The organism is Streptomyces sp. NPDC051578 (assembly GCF_044454045.1).
Lineage (GTDB): Bacteria > Actinomycetota > Actinomycetes > Streptomycetales > Streptomycetaceae > Streptomyces.
The window spans coordinates 15,891-31,183 of sequence record NZ_JBITDH010000015.1 but is presented as its reverse complement, the minus strand read 5'-3'; the positions used below and the strand labels follow the sequence as shown (position 1 = coordinate 31,183).

Sequence of the window (15,293 nt, the reverse complement as noted above, 5' to 3'; positions counted from 1 at the left end):
GTCCTGTACCGGTACTTCGAGGCGCTCTAGAGGTCCAGCTCGCGCAGTGCCTCCGGGTCCGCCAGGCAGGGCAGCACCACCTGCCAGAAGCCGGTCAGCGTGCGCCGGGAGAGCCACCGGGGGTCGTCCCGGCCCAGTACCTCGAAGCCGATGGTCGCCGCCACCACCATCGCCGCGGCGTGCCGCCGGCACAGGCCGGGCAGGAGCGAGTCCTCGGCGTCCGCTTCCTTGAGCAGCCGGTGCACGTAGGCGTGCCATTCCTCGCGCAGGTCGAACACCGTCGGGTACAGGACCTCGTGGCCGAGCTGGAAGCCCGCCCGGGCCACCACGTCGGACAGGAGCGCGTGGGCGAGCGCCAGCGAGCTGTCGGCCAGGGCCTGGAGGGCCGACGTCCGGCGCGCGTACACCTCGTGGGCCACCGTGCGCAGGGATCCGGCCGCCGCGGCCTCGACGGCCGCCGCGACCGCGGCCTTGTTCTCGAAGTGGAAGTGCAAGGCGCCCGGGGTCACTCCCGCTCCCGCGCTGATCATGTTCAGCGTCGCCTCCGCGTATCCGCGCCGTCCGAACACCGTGGCCGCTGACGTGATCAGGGCCTGGCGGGTCCGGAGGGCGCGCTCCTGTTTCATCACGCTTGCTCCTATGACAGTTACTCCCTTATTAAACCGTCTCGTTGGTATTGTCCAGCGCCTCGCGCTCCGGCAAGGTGGGTGGGTTGGCCGAGGGAAGCGTGGAAGTCGGCGTGCGTCGTCACCCCCTATCACCCCTTTTTTGCTTATCTCGACAGGGTTTGAGGGGTAATCAGATCTTTGACAAACCGACGAAGCGGTTTGTATGTTCGTTGACGTTGACTCAACTGAGCTTGAGGACGGGGGGCAGATGAACCAGCGTTCCATGGCTGTGCTGGAACCTCACACGGTCGCTGCAGGAGTGAACGGAGGGCTCTCCCTCGCGGAGGGTCTCAGGACGCAAGCGGGCGGCCCCGCCCAGTCGGCGCTGTGGCGCATTCTCATCGTCGAGAGCAACGCGGTCGAGGCCGAGACCCTGGCGCGCGGACTGCGCCGCCACGGGCACGAGGTCGACATCGTCGCCACGGGCAGCGAGGCGCTGCGCAGTTACGCCGACGCCGACCTCGTCCTGCTCGACCTGGAACTTCCGGACCTGGACGGGCTGGAGGTCTGCCGGGGCATCCGTTCCGCCCACGAGATCGCCGTGATCGCGGTGACCGCGCGGGGCAGCGAACTGGACCGCGTACTCGGTCTCCAGGCCGGCGCGGACGACTACCTGGTCAAGCCCTACGGGTTCCGCGAGCTGATGGCCCGGATGGAAGCGGTCATGCGCCGGGCCCGCCCGCCGCGTCCCGTGGCCGCGGCCATCACCGCCGGACCGCTGCGGATCGACGCGGGGACCCGGGAGGTCACCTTGGACGGGGAGCCCGTCGAGACCACCCGCAAGGAGTTCGACATGCTCTACCTCCTGGCCTCCCACCCCGGCACCGTCATTCCGCGCAAGCTCCTCATGGAGCAGGTCTGGGGCGACTCCTGGTCGCGCCGGACCGTCGACACGCACGTCAGCACGTTGCGCAACAAGATCGGCGCCGGCTGGATCATCACGGTCCGCGGCGTCGGCTTCCGGTTCGGCCACGGCTGAACCAGGTCCGCGACAGCACCCGGACCCGGCGCGCCAGCAGAAGGGGGAACGACATGACGGTGACGACTCTCTGCCACGGCGAGGGCTGCCGCGGCGGGCACACCCGGCGGCGCACGTCCGCGGGCACCCGGCTGTGCCGCCAGTGCCGCGCCCACCTCGCCGCGGGACTCGCCGAACTGGCGCACCTCTACGAGGAGTGCGGCCGGATGCTCGGTGGCGGCGCCCCCGGCAGCCTGCGCGAACGCACCACCGGCGGTGACCTGCCCGGCCTTCCGTTCAACGGCGCCGCCGCCGACGTACGGGCGCGCATCGTCTCCGTCCTCGGCTCGTGGAGCGGCCTGGTCGCCCAGCAGCGGGGGCTGGCCGCGCCGCCCCGTACCGCCCCCGCCCTCACCTCGTTCCTTCTTCGCCACGCGGACTGGCTCGCGGCGCACCCCGCGGCGGCCGAGGCCAGCGAGGAGGTGGCCCGCCTGGTACGGGCCGGGCGCCGTGCGGCCTTCCCCGACCCCGCCCGCCGCATCCGGCTGGGCGCCTGCCCGCAGCCCGACTGCGCCGGAGCCCTCGCCCTCGCCGCCCGTGAGGGCGAGCGGGACGCCGGCCGCGCGATCGTGTGCGACGCCGATCCGGCCCACCGCTGGACCAGCGACCGGTGGAGCGAGCTGAGCGACTCCATGGACGGCGCCGACTCCGGGCGCCCGGCGGGCGGCGCCGCCGCACCGCCCGCCGAACGCTGGCTGGCCGGCGCCGACATCGCGCAGCTGTGGCAGGTGCCGATGGGCACCGTCTACCGGCTGGCGAGCGAGGAGCGGTGGCGCCGCCGCAACCGCGCGGGGCGCACGTACTACAACGAGAGCGACGTCCGTTCCTGCTTCAGCCGCCGCGCCGCCCGCCGCTGACCGGCGGGCACACCCGGCGGAGCCGTTGCCCGCGCAGGGTCAGGGGCCGCGCCCCTGACCTGTCCTTGACATGCTCTTGGCCGTCCTCCGAGGCTGCGGACCGGCTCTTGTGGAACCTGACCGAGTCCTGAAACCAGGCCCATTGAATGCCCGTTCGCATCCGAAGAACCTTGTAGTCAAGATCCGGTGCACTGTCTCCGGAGGCGAATTCAAGGAGACGTGATGGACGCACCGGTCATCGTCGTCGGCGCGGGACCCACGGGAATGATGCTCGCCGGCGAACTGCGGCTCGCGGGGGTCGACGTCGTCGTCCTGGAGCGGCTGGAACGGCGCACGGGGGAATCGCGCGGCCTCGGCTTCACCGCCCGCACCCTGGAGACCTTCGACCAGCGCGGCCTCCTCGCCCGGTTCGGCGAGATAGAGACCAGCACGCTGGGCCACTTCGGCGGCCTGCCCCTGGACTTCGGTGTGCTCGGCGAAACGACGTGCCGCGCCGCCAAGGCGGTGCCGCAGTCGGTCACCGAGACCCGCCTGGAGGAATGGGCCACCGGCCTGGGGGCCGACGTACGGCGCGGCCACGAGGTGCTCGCCGTGCGCGACGACGGCGACGGCGCCGAGGTGGAGGTGCGCGGCCCCGGCGGGACGCACACCCTGCGCGCCGCCTACCTGGTGGGCTGCGACGGCGGGCGCAGCACCGTACGCAAGGCGGCCGGGTTCGACTTCCCCGGCACGGCGGCGACGATGGAGATGTACCTCGCCGACATCAAGGGTGTCGACCTCAAGCCCCGCATGATCGGCGAGACCCTGCCCGGCGGCATGGTGATGGTGGGGCCGCTGCCCGGCGGCGTCACCCGGATCATCGTCTGCGAACGCGGTACGCCGCCGCGCCGGCGCGAGGGCCCGCCGCCCTTCGCGGAGGTCGCCGCCGCCTGGCAGCGGCTCACCGGCGACGACATCTCCGCGGCCGAGCCGGTGTGGGTGAGCGCCTTCGGCGACGCGGCCCGGCAGGCGAGCGAGTACCGGCGCTGCCGCGTACTGCTGGCCGGGGACGCGGCGCACATCCACCTCCCCGCCGGCGGCCAGGGCATGAACACCGGCATCCAGGACGCCGTGAACCTGGGCTGGAAGCTCGCCGCCGTGGTCAGCGGCCGGGCCCCGGCCGCCCTGCTCGACACCTACCACGGCGAGCGGCACCCCGTCGGCCGCCGGCTGCTGATGAACACCCGCGCCCAGGGACTGCTGTTCCTCAGCGGCGCCGAGGTACAGCCGCTGCGCGACACGCTCGGGGAACTCATGGCGTACGAGGACGTGGCGCGCCACCTCGCGGCCATGGTCAGCGGCCTGGAGATCGCCTACGACGTGGGCAGGGGAACCCACCCGCTGCTGGGCCGGCGCATGCCGCACCTGGAGCTGGCCGGCCCGGGCGGCGCCACCTCCAGCACGGAGCTGCTGCACCCCGCCCGCGGCGTGCTCCTCGACCTCGCGGACAACCCGCGGCTGCGGCAGCGCGCCGCGGCCTGGGCCGACCGGGTCGACATCGTCACCGCCAGGCCGCGCGGCAACCCGCAGGACGGGGACCTGCGCGACACCACCGCCCTGCTGATCCGCCCCGACGGGTACGTGGCCTGGGCGGCGCCCGGCAGCCACCACGACCTGCCCATGGCGCTGGAACGCTGGTTCGGCACTCCCTGACGACGCCCGCACCACTTGCCGGCCGGCGCACCCGCCGGCCGGACGAGCACGTCACGAGGAGGAACCCGGACATGGCAATGCCGCGAGCGACGTCGGCCACCCTTGAACGCACCACCCGGCCGTCGGACGAAGCGGCCGACGAACGCCGCGCCATCGTCAGGGCGGCCCGCACCGTGCTGGCCCGCGAGGGCTGGAGACGCTGCACCGCCGAGGCCACGGCCGCCGAGGCGGGCGTACCGCTGGGCACCGTACGGCGGTGCTTCCCCGACCACGAACAGCTGCTGGTGGGCGTGCTGCTGGACAGCTCCGTCTCCGTCGCGGCCGCCCTCGCGGCGGTCGCCGAGAGCTGCCTGGCGCAGATCACCGACCTGGAGCAGGACCTCATCGCGCTGGGCCGGGCCTGGCTCGCGCCGCTGGAGGCGTTCCGCGAGCACTTCGCGATCGTGCGCCACGTCAGCGCCGAGGTGACCCGGCTGCCGGTCGAAGCCGTCGAGAAGTGGCAGGCGGCCGGCCCCCGCCGGGCACGGAGCGAGCTGGCCCGCAGGCTGCGGGGCGTCGCGGCCCGCGGACTGCTCGACATCCCCGACGCCGACCAGGCGGCGGAACGTTTCATCGTGCTGGTCCCCTCCGGTGTCGTCCAGCGCTCCTTCCTCGGCGCCCTGCCCGTGCCGCGTGCCGAGGCCGACGCGCTGATCGCCGACGGCGTCGCGGACTTCATCCGCCTGTACCGCCCCTGAACCGCCCCCGACGCACGGAAGAGAGAGACCAGATGACGCACAGCAACCTGATCGTGGCCCGGATGGACAGCATGTCCAGCGATCAAGTGGCCCGCCTCTTCACCGAGTTCGACCAGACCGACATGCCTCAGCGGATGGGTACCCTGCGCCGCAGGCTGTTCATGTACAAGGGCCTCTACTTCCACCTCCAGGACTTCGCGGAGGACGACGGCGGCCGCCGCATCCAGGAGTCCCGCAACGACCCCCGCTTCATGAAGATCAGCCACGACCTGATGCCGTTCATCCAGCCGTACGACCCGGCGACCTGGCGCACCCCCGCCGACGCCATGGCCACGCGCTTCTACGACTGGACGGCGTCCGAGTGAGCAGCCGCCACGCCTACGCGAGGGGAGGGCCGTACCGGTGGCTCGCCGGGTAGTGATCACGGGGGTCGGAGTGCTGGCGCCGGGAGGCACCGGCACCGGGGCCTTCTGGCGCCTGCTGAGCGAAGGGCGCACCGCGACGAGGGAGATCACCCTCTTCGACGCCTCGGGGTTCCGCTCCCGGGTGGCCGCCGAGGCCGACTTCGGCCCGCGGGCGCACGGGCTGACCCCGCGGGAGATCTGCCGCATGGACCGCGCCGCGCAGTTCGCCGTGGTGGCGGCGCGCGAGGCGTTCGCCGACAGCGGGCTGGCCCTCACCGGGCTCGACCCCCACCGCACCGGTGTCGGCCTCGGCACCGGCGTCGGCGCCCCGGGCGCGCTCGACCGCGAGTACCGCGCCGTCAGCCACGACGGCCGGCTCGACGTGGTCGACCACACCTACGCCTCGCCGGACCTGTACGACCACTTCGTGCCGAGCTCCTTCGCCGCCGAGGTGGCCTGGGTCGTCGGCGCGGAGGGCCCCGTCACCACCGTCTCCACCGGCTGCACCTCGGGGATCGACTCGGTGGCGTACGCCGCGGACCTGATCCGCGAGGGCAGCGCCGACGTCATGGTCACCGGCGCCACGGACGCGCCGATCACCCCGATTACCCTCGCCTGCTTCGACGCCATCAAGGCGACGACCCCGTACAACGACCAGCCGGGCACCGCCTCCCGCCCCTTCGACGCCTCCCGCAAGGGCTTCGTCCTGGGCGAGGGCGCCGCCGTGTTCGTCCTGGAGGAGCTGACGGCCGCCCGCCGGCGCGGCGCGCACGTGTACGCGGAGATCGCCGGACACGCCGCCCGCTCCAGCGCCTTCCACATGACCGGCCTGCGCCCCGACGGGCGCGAGCTGGCCGAGGCGGTCACGGCCGCCCTGGGCGCGGCGCGCCTGCACCCCGCGGACATCGACTACGTCAGCGCGCACGGCTCGGGCACCCGGCAGAACGACCTCCACGAGACGGCCGCGTACAAGCTGGCCCTCGGGGAGCACGCCCGCCGGATCCCGATGAGCTCCATCAAGTCGATGATCGGGCACTCGCTCGGGTCGGTCGGATCGATGGAGATCGCCGCCTCCGTCCTCGCGATGAGGCACCACGTGGTGCCGCCCACCGCGAACCTGCGCACTCCCGACCCCGAGTGCGACCTCGACTACGTCCCGCTCCACGCGCGGGAGCACCGCACCGACGCCGTCCTCACCGTGGGCAGCGGATTCGGCGGGTTCCACAGCGCGATGGTGCTGACCCGCCCCGACAGGAGGACCGCATGAGTGCCAGGACCCTGGTCACCGGCATCGGGGTGGCCGCCCCGAGCGGACTCGGCGTGGAGGACTTCTGGGCGGCGACCCGGGTCGGGAAGAACGCGATCGGCCCCGTCACCCGCTTCGACGCCTCCTCCTACCCCTCCCGCCTGGCGGGCGAGATCCACGGCTTCGACGCCAAGGAGCACCTGCCCGGACGGCTCGTACCGCAGACCGACCGGGTCACCCAGCTGGCGCTGACCGCCGCCGACCACGCCTTCGCGGACGCGGGAGTGGCGCCGGGGGACATCGACCCGTACGGCATGGGCGTGGTCACCGCGGCGGGCTCCGGCGGCGTCGAGTTCGGCGGCAACGAGCTGCGCAAGCTCTGGGGCCAGGGCGCGAAGCACGTCAGCGCCTACCAGTCCTTCGCCTGGTTCCACGCCGCCAACAGCGGGCAGATCTCCATCCGCCACGGTCTGTCCGGGCCCTCGGGAGTGGTCGTCAGCGACCACGCCGGCGGCCTCGACGCCCTCGCGCACGCCAGGCGCCAGATCCGCGCCGGCGGCAGGTTGACCGCCACCGGCGGCTTCGACGCCCCCGTCTGCCCCTGGGGCTGGGCGGCCCAGCTCGCCGGCGGCCTGATGTCGACCGGCGCCGAACCCGAGCACGCCTACCTGCCCTTCGACGAGGACGCGGCCGGCTACGTACCGGGAGAGGGCGGCGCCCTGCTCGTCCTGGAGGACGAGGACAGCGCCCGCGCCCGCGGCGCGCGCACCGTCTACGGCGAACTCGCCGGATACGGGGCGACCTTCGACCCGCGGCCCGGCAGCGGACGCGAGCCGGGCCTGCGCCGCGCCATCGACACGGCGCTCACCGACGCCGGCTGCCACCCCGCCGAGGTCGACGTGGTCTTCGCCGACGCCGCCGGCACCAAGCGGCTCGACCGCGAGGAAGCCGAGGCCATCACCAGCGTGTTCGGCCCGCGCGGCGTCCCGGTCACCGCACCCAAGACGACGACCGGACGGCTGGGCGCGGGCGCGGCTCCCGTGGACGTCGTCTCGGCGGTGCTCTCCATGCGGGAGGGCCTGATCCCGCCGACCACCAACGTGGAGCTGTCGCCCGCATACGACCTCGACCTGGTCGCCGTACGCCCGAGGACCGCCTCGGTGCGCACCGCCGTGGTCCTCGCCCGCGGCCGCGGCGGCTTCAACTCCGCGGTCATCGTCCGCGCCGTGGACTGACGGCCCCCGAGCCGGCGCCCGCCGCCGTCATCCCCCCGACGGCCGCGGGCGCTTCCCCGCCACCCGGCCACAGCGCCGGATCCGTTGCGTACCACCAGCCACCCACGAAGGGACCCACCTTGTCCAAGACCGAATTCACCTTCGACGACCTCAAGCGCATCCTCCTGGACGGCGCCGGCGCCGACGAGGAGATCGACCTCGACGGCGACATCCTCGACACCGACTTCGAGTCCCTGGGCTACGAGTCGCTGGCGCTGCTGGAGACCGGCGGCCGGATCGAGCGCGAGTTCGCGATCACCCTCGACGACGACGTCTTCAGCGACAACAGCACGCCCCGCGCGCTGATCGCGGCCGTCAACGAGACCCTGCGGGCCGCCGCCCTCGTGGACGCGTAGGACGCGTCGGCGCGCAGGACCAGTGCAGGCACGGCGGCCGGCCGCGTCCGTCCCGCGGCGGCCGCCGCCCCACCCCGATCCACCCAGCTCATTTTGGAGAACCACATGTCGGATCAGGACCGCAAGAAGGTCGCCGTCGTCACCGGGGCCACCAGCGGGATAGGCCTGGCCGTCGCCCGGCTGCTGGGCGCCCAGGACCACCGGGTGTTCATCGGTGCCCGCAGCGCCGACAACGTCGCCGCGACCGTCAAGCTGCTCCAGGACGAGGGCCTCGACGTCTCCGGGGCCGTGGTCGACGTCCGCTCCACCGACGAGGTCCGCGCCTGGATCCAGGCCGCCGTCGACCGCTTCGGCCCCATCGACGTCGTCGTCAACAACGCGGGCCGCTCCGGAGGCGGGGTCACCGCCGACATCGACGACGAACTGTGGCACGACGTCATCGACACCAACCTCAACAGCGTCTTCCGCGTCACCCGCGAGGCGCTGACCACGGGCGGCCTGCGCGAGAAGAACCGCGGCCGCATCATCAACATCGCCTCCACCGCCGGCAAGCAGGGCGTCGTGCTCGGCGCCCCCTACTCCGCCTCCAAGCACGGCGTGGTCGGCTTCACCAAGGCGCTCGGCAACGAACTCGCCCCCACCGGCATCACGGTCAACGCCGTCTGCCCGGGGTACGTGGAGACGCCGATGGCACAGCGGGTGCGGCAGGGGTACGCCGCCGCCTACGGCTCCACCGAGGACGCCATCCTCGAGAAGTTCCAGGCCAAGATCCCCCTCGGCCGGTACTCCACCCCCGAGGAGGTCGCCGGCCTCGTCGGCTACCTGGCCTCCGACAGCGCCGCCTCCATCACCTCGCAGGCCCTCAACGTCTGCGGCGGCCTCGGCAACTTCTGATCCCGAACCGCCCCAACCGTCCCGAGCCTCAAGGAGCCGTCCACATGTCGCAGCCCGGCCTGCGCGAAGTCGAGCACGAGATCACGGTCTCGGCCCCGGCCACCGCCGTCTACCGGTTGATCGCCGAGGTCCGGAACTGGCCCCGGATCTTCCCTCCGACCATCTACGTCGACCACATCGCCGAGGGCGCCGGCGAGGAGCACATCCGCATCTGGGCCACCGCCAACGGCGAGGCCAAGAACTGGACCTCCCGCCGCACCCTGGACCCGGACGCCCTGCACATCACCTTCCGCCAGGAACTGCCGGCCCCGCCGGTCGCCGCGATGGGCGGCGCCTGGGTCATCGAGGAGCTCTCCGCCGGCGAGTCGCGGGTCAGGCTGCTGCACGACTACCGGGCCGTGGACGACGACCCCGCGCACCTCGCGTGGATCGACGAGGCCGTCGACCGCAACTCCCGCTCCGAACTCGCGGCGCTCAAGACCAACCTGGAGCTGGCCCACGCCGCCGAGGACCTCACGTTCTCCTTCGAGGACACGGTCCAGGTCGACGGCTGTGCGAAGGACGTCTACGACTTCGTCAACGAGGCCGGCCTGTGGCCCGAGCGGCTGCCGCACGTGGCGAGCGTACGGCTGACCGAGGACACCCCGGGACTGCAGGAACTGGAGATGGACACCCGCGCCAAGGACGGGTCGCTCCACACCACCAAGTCCTACCGGGTCACCTTCCCGCACACCCGGATCGCCTACAAGCAGACCACCCTGCCGGCGCTGATGACCCTGCACACCGGTTACTGGACCTTCACCGAGAACGACGGGGGCGTGGCCGCCTCCTCGCAGCACACGGTGACCCTGAACACCGCGAACATCACCGCGGTGCTCGGCGAGCGGGCGACGGTCGAGGACGCCCGGCAGTACGTGCGCACCGCACTGAGCACCAACAGCCTCGCCACGCTGGGGCACGCCAAGGCATACGCCGAGAAGAACAGGGACTGATCATGGCTGGGGACTACACCGACACCCAGGTGATCGTGGTGGGCGCGGGACCGGTGGGGCTGCTGCTCGCCGGGGAACTGCGGCTGGCGGGCGCGGACGTGGTGGTCCTCGAAAAGCTCACCGCGCCGACCACCGAATCGCGTGCCTCCACCCTGCACGCCCGCACCATGGAGATCCTCGACACCCGCGGCCTGCTGGAACGGCTGGCCGACGTCCCGAACGACCCCGCCGGCCACTTCGGCGGGATCCCCCTCGACCTGCGCCTGCCCACGCCCTACCCGGGCCAGTGGAAGGTCCCGCAGACCCGCCTGGAGGAAGTGCTCGGGCAGTGGGCCGCCGACCTCGGCGCCGACATCTGGCGGGGCCACGAACTGACCGGGCTGACCGCCACCGCGGACGGGGTCGTCGCCGACGTGCGCACCGACGACGGCACCCGGCTGAGCGTACGGGGCGCCTACGCCGTCGGCTGCGACGGCGAGAACAGCGCCGTACGCGGCCTGGGCGGCTTCGAGTTCCCCGGCACCGACGCGGGCCGGGAACTGCTGCGCGCCGACGTCGAGGGCATCGACATCCCGGCCCGCCGCTTCGAACGCCTGGAGCAGGGCCTCGTCATCGCCGCCCGGCGCCCCGACGGCGTCACCCGCGTCATGGTCCACGAGTACGGGAGCGCACCCCGCGCCGGAGCACCCTCCTTCCAGGAGCTCGCCGACACCTGGAAGCGCATCACCGGCGAGGACATCGGCTCCGGCACCCCGCTGTGGGTCAACTCCTTCGGCGACGCCTCCCGCCAGGCCGCGCACTACCGCCGCGGCCGGCTCCTGCTCGCCGGGGACGCCGCCCACCAGCAGATGCCCATCGGCGGCCAGGCCCTCAACCTCGGCCTCCAGGACGCCTTCAACCTGGGCTGGAAACTGGCCGCGCTGCTCAGCGGACACGGCTGCGAGGAACTGCTCGACAGCTACCACGAGGAGCGGCACGCCGTCGGACAGGCGGTCCAGAGCAACGTCCGGACCCAGGCGCTGCTGCTGCTCGGCGGCCCCGAGGTCGACGCCGTCCGGGAGGTCTTCGCGGAACTCACCGCGCACGAGGACGTACGCACCCACCTCGCCGCGGCCGTCTCGGGCCTCGACGTGCGCTACGAGGCGGGCCCGGGCGACGGCCCGCTGCTGGGCCTGCGCGCCCCGCGGGTCGCTGCGGTCACCGGCGACGGCACGACCACCACCTTCGCCCTGCTGCGCTCGGGGCAGGGGCTGCTGCTCCTCCCGCCGGGCGACGAGGCGCGACGGGAGGAACTGCGGGCCCTGGCGAAGCCCTGGACGGACCGGGTGCGCCTCGCGACGGCCCTGCCCGCCGACGGAACAACCGGCGCGGACGGCGCGGCAGGCGCCCTGCTGATCCGGCCCGACGGCCACGTCGTCTGGTCGGACGGCGCCGGGGAGGCGGATCTCACCGCCGCCCTGGAACGGTGGTTCGGGCCCGCGTCACCCCGTACCGCACGCCCGGCCGCCCTGCCCGAGCCCGCGTCGGCCTCGGCGCGGCAGCCGGGGGAGCGGCAGGCGTCGGCCGCGGCCTCGCCCGGCGCCAGGAGGAGGAACGGCACGGAACGGCTCAGCGGCCGTACCGCGCTGGTCACCGGCTCCAGCCGGGGCATGGGCCGCGCCGTCGCGGGGCGGCTCGCGCAGGAGGGCGCGCTCGTCGCCGTCCACTACGCCACCGACGAGGCGGCCGCCCACGAGGTCGTCGCCTCCGTCGAGCGGGACGGCGGCCGCGCCTTCGCCATCCGCGCCGAACTCGGCGTCGACGGCGACGTCGAGGCCCTCTTCGCGGACCTGGAGGAGGGGCTGCTGGACCGGACGGGCAGCACCGACCTGCACGTCCTGGTCAACAACGCGGGGGTGATGGGCGGCACCGGCGCCGCCGAGATCACCCCCGAGCACTTCGACCGGATCTTCGCGGTCAACGCCAAGGCGCCGTTCTTCCTGATCCGGCGGGCTCTGCGGAACATGCCCGACGGCGGAAGGATCATCAACATCTCCTCCGGCCTCACCCGCTTCGCGAACCCGGACGAGATCGCGTACGCGATGAGCAAGGGCGCACTCGAACAGCTCGCCCTGCACTTCGCGAAGGCCCTGGGCCCGCGGAACATCACCATCAACTCCGTGGCGCCGGGCATCACCCGCAACGGAAACCCGGTCTTCGACATCCCCGAGGCCGTCGAACAGATGGCGGCGCTGTCCGCCTTCAACCGGGTCGGAGAGCCGGAGGACATCGCCGATGTGGTGGCTTTCCTCGCGACCGACGAAGCCCGCTGGATCACCGGCTCGTTCGTCGACGCCACCGGCGGCACGCTGCTCGGCTGACCGCCGCCGCGTACCGCCCCCCGAAGCCGCCGGCGTGACACACCCACGCCCCGCCGGCGACGGGCGGCCCGGCCGGGGAACCCTCCCCGGCCGGGCCGCCCTCCACGTTCCCCCCACCCCACGTCGAAGCGGGAGCATGCACTCCTCGAACACCTCCCCGGCCCGGGCCGGGCGGAGCGGGACCCGCTGGGCCCTGGTCTCCGTGCTCTCCGCGAACATGCTGGTCGACGCCCTGGAGGTGTCCGCGACCGTCGTGGCGCTGCCGCGGATCGGCGACGGCCTCGGGCTGCAGGTGCCCGGGCTCCAGTGGGTCGTCAGCGCCTTCGCCGCCGGGTTCGGCGCGCTGGTGCTCCTCGGCGGCCGGCTCGTCGAACGCCTGGGCCGACGCCGGGTCTACCTCGCCGCCCTCCTGCTCTTCGCGGCGGCCTCGCTGGCCGGCGCCCTCACCGACAGCGCGGCGGTGCTCATCGCCACCCGGGCCGTCAAGGGCGGCTGCGTCGCGCTGACCGCTCCCACCGGGCTCGCCATCCTCGTCTCCGCCGTCCCCGACGGCCCCGCCCGCCGCCGGGCGGTCTCCCTCTACTCCTTCTTCGGCGCCGCCGGGTTCTGCGCCGGCCTGCTGCTCTCGGGCCTGCTCACCGGCGTCGACTGGCGCTGGACCCTGGCCTTCCCGGCCCCCGTCGCACTGCTGCTGCTCGCCGCGGGCCTGCGGCTCGTGCCGCGCGACGGACCCGCCCCGCGGCCCGCGGCGCGAGCCACCCGCCTCGCGCTGGTGGCGGGCCCCGCCCTCGCCGCCGCGGTGGCGCTGCTGCTGTACGGGCTCTCCTGCGCCGTGGGCGCCGGACGCGAACCCGCCCGCGCGGGCGCCGCCTTCGCCGGGGCGCTGCTGAGCGGGACCGTCTTCGTGGCGGCCGAACGGGCCTCCCCGCGCCCGCTGGTCGCCGCCGGCCTGCTGCGGCACGCACCGCTGGTGCGCTCCGCGATCGGGGCGGCCACGCTCAACGGCTCGTACGTGGCCTTCCTGCTCGTGGCCTCGCTGGACCTGCACCGGGCCGGCTCGACCCCCTGGCAGACCGCGCTCGCCTTCCTGCCGGCCGGCGCCCCGCTCGCGGTGAGCGCCCTGTACTCGGCCCGGATCGCGCTGTGGCTGGGACCCGCCCGGGCGGTCGCGGCGGGGGCCGTCGCGGCGCCGCTCGGCTACGCGCTCTACCCGCGGGCCGGTCCCGGCGGCGCGGGCTTCGCCGACCTGCTGCCCGCGACGGGCTGCGTCGGCGCCGCCTTCGTCCTCGCCTTCACCGCGCTGCACCTCCAGGCGACCGGCGGGCTGCCGCCCGAGCAGCGGCAACCGGCCGGCGCCCTCTACCAGACCTGCGTCCAGCTGGGCGCCGCCCTGACGGCCGTCCCCGTGGCCGCGCTGTACCCGGCCGACCGGGGCGCGGCGCTCGCCCTGGTCACGGCCGTCGGCCTGACCGGAGCGGGCGTCGCGATCGGCGCCCTGACCGGCCGGAACCGACTTCCCCACCTCCCCGCCCCCGGGCGTACGGGGACACCCGTACGCCCTGAACGGAAAACATCATGACCACACTTCACATGTCGCACACATATGAGACGGACAGCGGGCTGGTCCACATCAGTCCGCCCGACGTCACCCTGCTGCACACCGTCGGCAGGCGAGAGCGCACCAGGATGCTGGAGCAGTACGTGCGCGAGGAGCTCGGCCGCATCCTCGGCATCGAGCCGCACCGCGTCGACACCACGGGCCGTCCGATGGGCTGCCTGGGCATCGGCTCGATCTCCGGAATCGAACTGCAGTACCGGATGGAGGCGGTGCTGGGCGTCGACCTGAACCTCCAGCGGCTGCTGACGGCGAACAGCGCGCAGGAGCTCATCGAATGCCTCGTCGGCCAGTTCGGCCCGGAGTCCCACCTGCACGGGGCAGCGGTGCCGGCATGACGACGACCACCCTGCGGCCGGCCACCCGCCCGACCGTCAACCACCTCGGCCTGCCCGACGCCGACTTCACCCTCTCCCCGGACCGGGTCGACCTGTGGCTGGTGCGCCGCCCCACCGGGGCCGACGCCGAAGCGCTGGCCGTCGCGGAACTGGACGCGGAGGAACGCAAGCGTACGGACGCCTTCATCAGGCGCTCCGACGGCATGCTCTACGCCGCCGCCCACGTCGCCGTGCGCCGGCTGCTCGGCCGGTACACGGCGACCCTGCCGCAGGACGTGCGCTTCATGCGCGAGCCCTGCCCGGGCTGCGGCGAACCGCACGGCCGCCCCGCGATGTCCCCGCCGCCGCCACCGCTGCACTACTCCCTCTCGCACAGCGGGGGAGTCGCGCTGGTCGGCGTGGGCACGGTGCCGCTCGGCGTCGACGTGGAGAAGCTGCCCGGAGTGGAGACCGTCGACATCTGCTCGAAGGCGCTGCACCCGGACGAGCAGCTGGAGATCGCCCAGGCCGCCGCCGGTGAGGCCCGCCGGCAGCTCTTCGGCCAGATCTGGACTCGAAAAGAAGCGTTTCTCAAGGGACTCGGGACAGGGTTGAGCCGCTCACCCGCCGAGGACTACCTCGGCACCGACCACGACCGGCACCCGGACGACTGGACCATGGTCGGCATCCCCGCCGACACCTCCCACGCCGCCGCCGTGGCGGTGGCCGGGACCGCCCCCGCGGTGGTCGACGTCCGCTGGGTTCCCGACAGCTGGCTGGCCGCCGGAGGTTCCGTGTGCGGTGCGTCCGCCCCTTGGCCGGACCGCACGCCGCTCGCCAGTTGACCGCAGATTAAGGACGTG

Annotated in this window: 15 protein-coding genes; 14 read left to right on the top strand and 1 reads right to left on the bottom strand. The window is 73.6% G+C overall.

Translation table 11 applies throughout. The features are described 5' to 3' along the window. Window positions 1–26 precede the first annotated feature (26 nt). Window positions 27–626, bottom strand: coding sequence for a ScbR family autoregulator-binding transcription factor (locus ACIA6C_RS31980; protein ID WP_399281172.1), 600 nt, complete (start codon window positions 624–626; stop codon window positions 27–29). A 250-nt stretch (window positions 627–876) separates the two neighbouring features. On the opposite strand from ACIA6C_RS31980, the gene ACIA6C_RS31975 reads away from it, so the two are divergent. The 14 genes from ACIA6C_RS31975 to ACIA6C_RS31910 all read left to right on the top strand — a co-directional run bounded on the left by ACIA6C_RS31975 (window position 877) and on the right by ACIA6C_RS31910 (window position 15,275). Beyond that, the gene (locus tag ACIA6C_RS31975) at window positions 877–1,647 is read left to right on the top strand and encodes a response regulator transcription factor (protein ID WP_366081306.1); all 771 of its coding nucleotides are present in this window, start codon (window positions 877–879) and stop codon (window positions 1,645–1,647) included. Window positions 1,648–1,700: 53 nt separating this feature from the next. Then, window positions 1,701–2,543, top strand: a complete 843-nt coding sequence (locus ACIA6C_RS31970; RefSeq protein WP_399281170.1) for a hypothetical protein — start codon at window positions 1,701–1,703, stop codon at window positions 2,541–2,543. Window positions 2,544–2,765: 222 nt separating this feature from the next. Further along, complete coding sequence (locus tag ACIA6C_RS31965) at window positions 2,766–4,235, top strand: FAD-dependent monooxygenase (RefSeq protein ID WP_399281168.1); 1,470 nt, start codon at window positions 2,766–2,768, stop codon at window positions 4,233–4,235. Window positions 4,236–4,306: 71 nt separating this feature from the next. Beyond that, window positions 4,307–4,972, top strand: coding sequence for a TetR/AcrR family transcriptional regulator C-terminal domain-containing protein (locus ACIA6C_RS31960; protein ID WP_399281166.1), 666 nt, complete (start codon window positions 4,307–4,309; stop codon window positions 4,970–4,972). A 32-nt stretch (window positions 4,973–5,004) separates the two neighbouring features. Then, window positions 5,005–5,337 carry a TcmI family type II polyketide cyclase gene (locus ACIA6C_RS31955; RefSeq protein WP_361138391.1) on the top strand — a complete coding sequence of 111 codons (333 nt, stop codon included), beginning with the start codon at window positions 5,005–5,007 and terminating at the stop codon, window positions 5,335–5,337. A 37-nt stretch (window positions 5,338–5,374) separates the two neighbouring features. After that, window positions 5,375–6,643, top strand: coding sequence for a beta-ketoacyl-[acyl-carrier-protein] synthase family protein (locus ACIA6C_RS31950; RefSeq protein WP_399281164.1), 1,269 nt, complete (start codon window positions 5,375–5,377; stop codon window positions 6,641–6,643). Next, window positions 6,640–7,857 carry a ketosynthase chain-length factor gene (locus ACIA6C_RS31945; protein ID WP_361138385.1) on the top strand — a complete coding sequence of 406 codons (1,218 nt, stop codon included), beginning with the start codon at window positions 6,640–6,642 and terminating at the stop codon, window positions 7,855–7,857. Before ACIA6C_RS31950 ends, ACIA6C_RS31945 begins: the two co-directional genes overlap by 4 nt. A 119-nt stretch (window positions 7,858–7,976) precedes the next feature. Continuing rightward, window positions 7,977–8,252, top strand: a complete 276-nt coding sequence (locus tag ACIA6C_RS31940) for an acyl carrier protein (RefSeq protein WP_329203030.1) — start codon at window positions 7,977–7,979, stop codon at window positions 8,250–8,252. Window positions 8,253–8,357: 105 nt separating this feature from the next. Continuing rightward, window positions 8,358–9,146: a 3-oxoacyl-ACP reductase FabG gene (fabG, locus tag ACIA6C_RS31935; protein WP_361138382.1), complete on the top strand. Its 789-nt coding sequence runs from the start codon at window positions 8,358–8,360 to the stop codon at window positions 9,144–9,146. Between the two features lie 44 nt (window positions 9,147–9,190). Continuing rightward, window positions 9,191–10,138 (top strand): aromatase/cyclase, encoded by a 948-nt coding sequence (locus ACIA6C_RS31930; protein WP_399281162.1) that lies wholly within the window; start codon window positions 9,191–9,193, stop codon window positions 10,136–10,138. A gap of 2 nt (window positions 10,139–10,140) precedes the next feature. After that, the gene (locus ACIA6C_RS31925; protein ID WP_399281160.1) at window positions 10,141–12,498 is read left to right on the top strand and encodes an SDR family oxidoreductase; all 2,358 of its coding nucleotides are present in this window, start codon (window positions 10,141–10,143) and stop codon (window positions 12,496–12,498) included. Between the two features lie 136 nt (window positions 12,499–12,634). Beyond that, the gene (locus tag ACIA6C_RS31920) at window positions 12,635–14,077 is read left to right on the top strand and encodes an MFS transporter (RefSeq protein WP_399281158.1); all 1,443 of its coding nucleotides are present in this window, start codon (window positions 12,635–12,637) and stop codon (window positions 14,075–14,077) included. Window positions 14,078–14,088: 11 nt separating this feature from the next. Then, window positions 14,089–14,451, top strand: a complete 363-nt coding sequence (locus ACIA6C_RS31915) for an acyl carrier protein (protein ID WP_399281156.1) — start codon at window positions 14,089–14,091, stop codon at window positions 14,449–14,451. Then, complete coding sequence (locus tag ACIA6C_RS31910) at window positions 14,448–15,275, top strand: 4'-phosphopantetheinyl transferase family protein (protein ID WP_399281154.1); 828 nt, start codon at window positions 14,448–14,450, stop codon at window positions 15,273–15,275. Before ACIA6C_RS31915 ends, ACIA6C_RS31910 begins: the two co-directional genes overlap by 4 nt. Window positions 15,276–15,293: the final 18 nt, after the last annotated feature.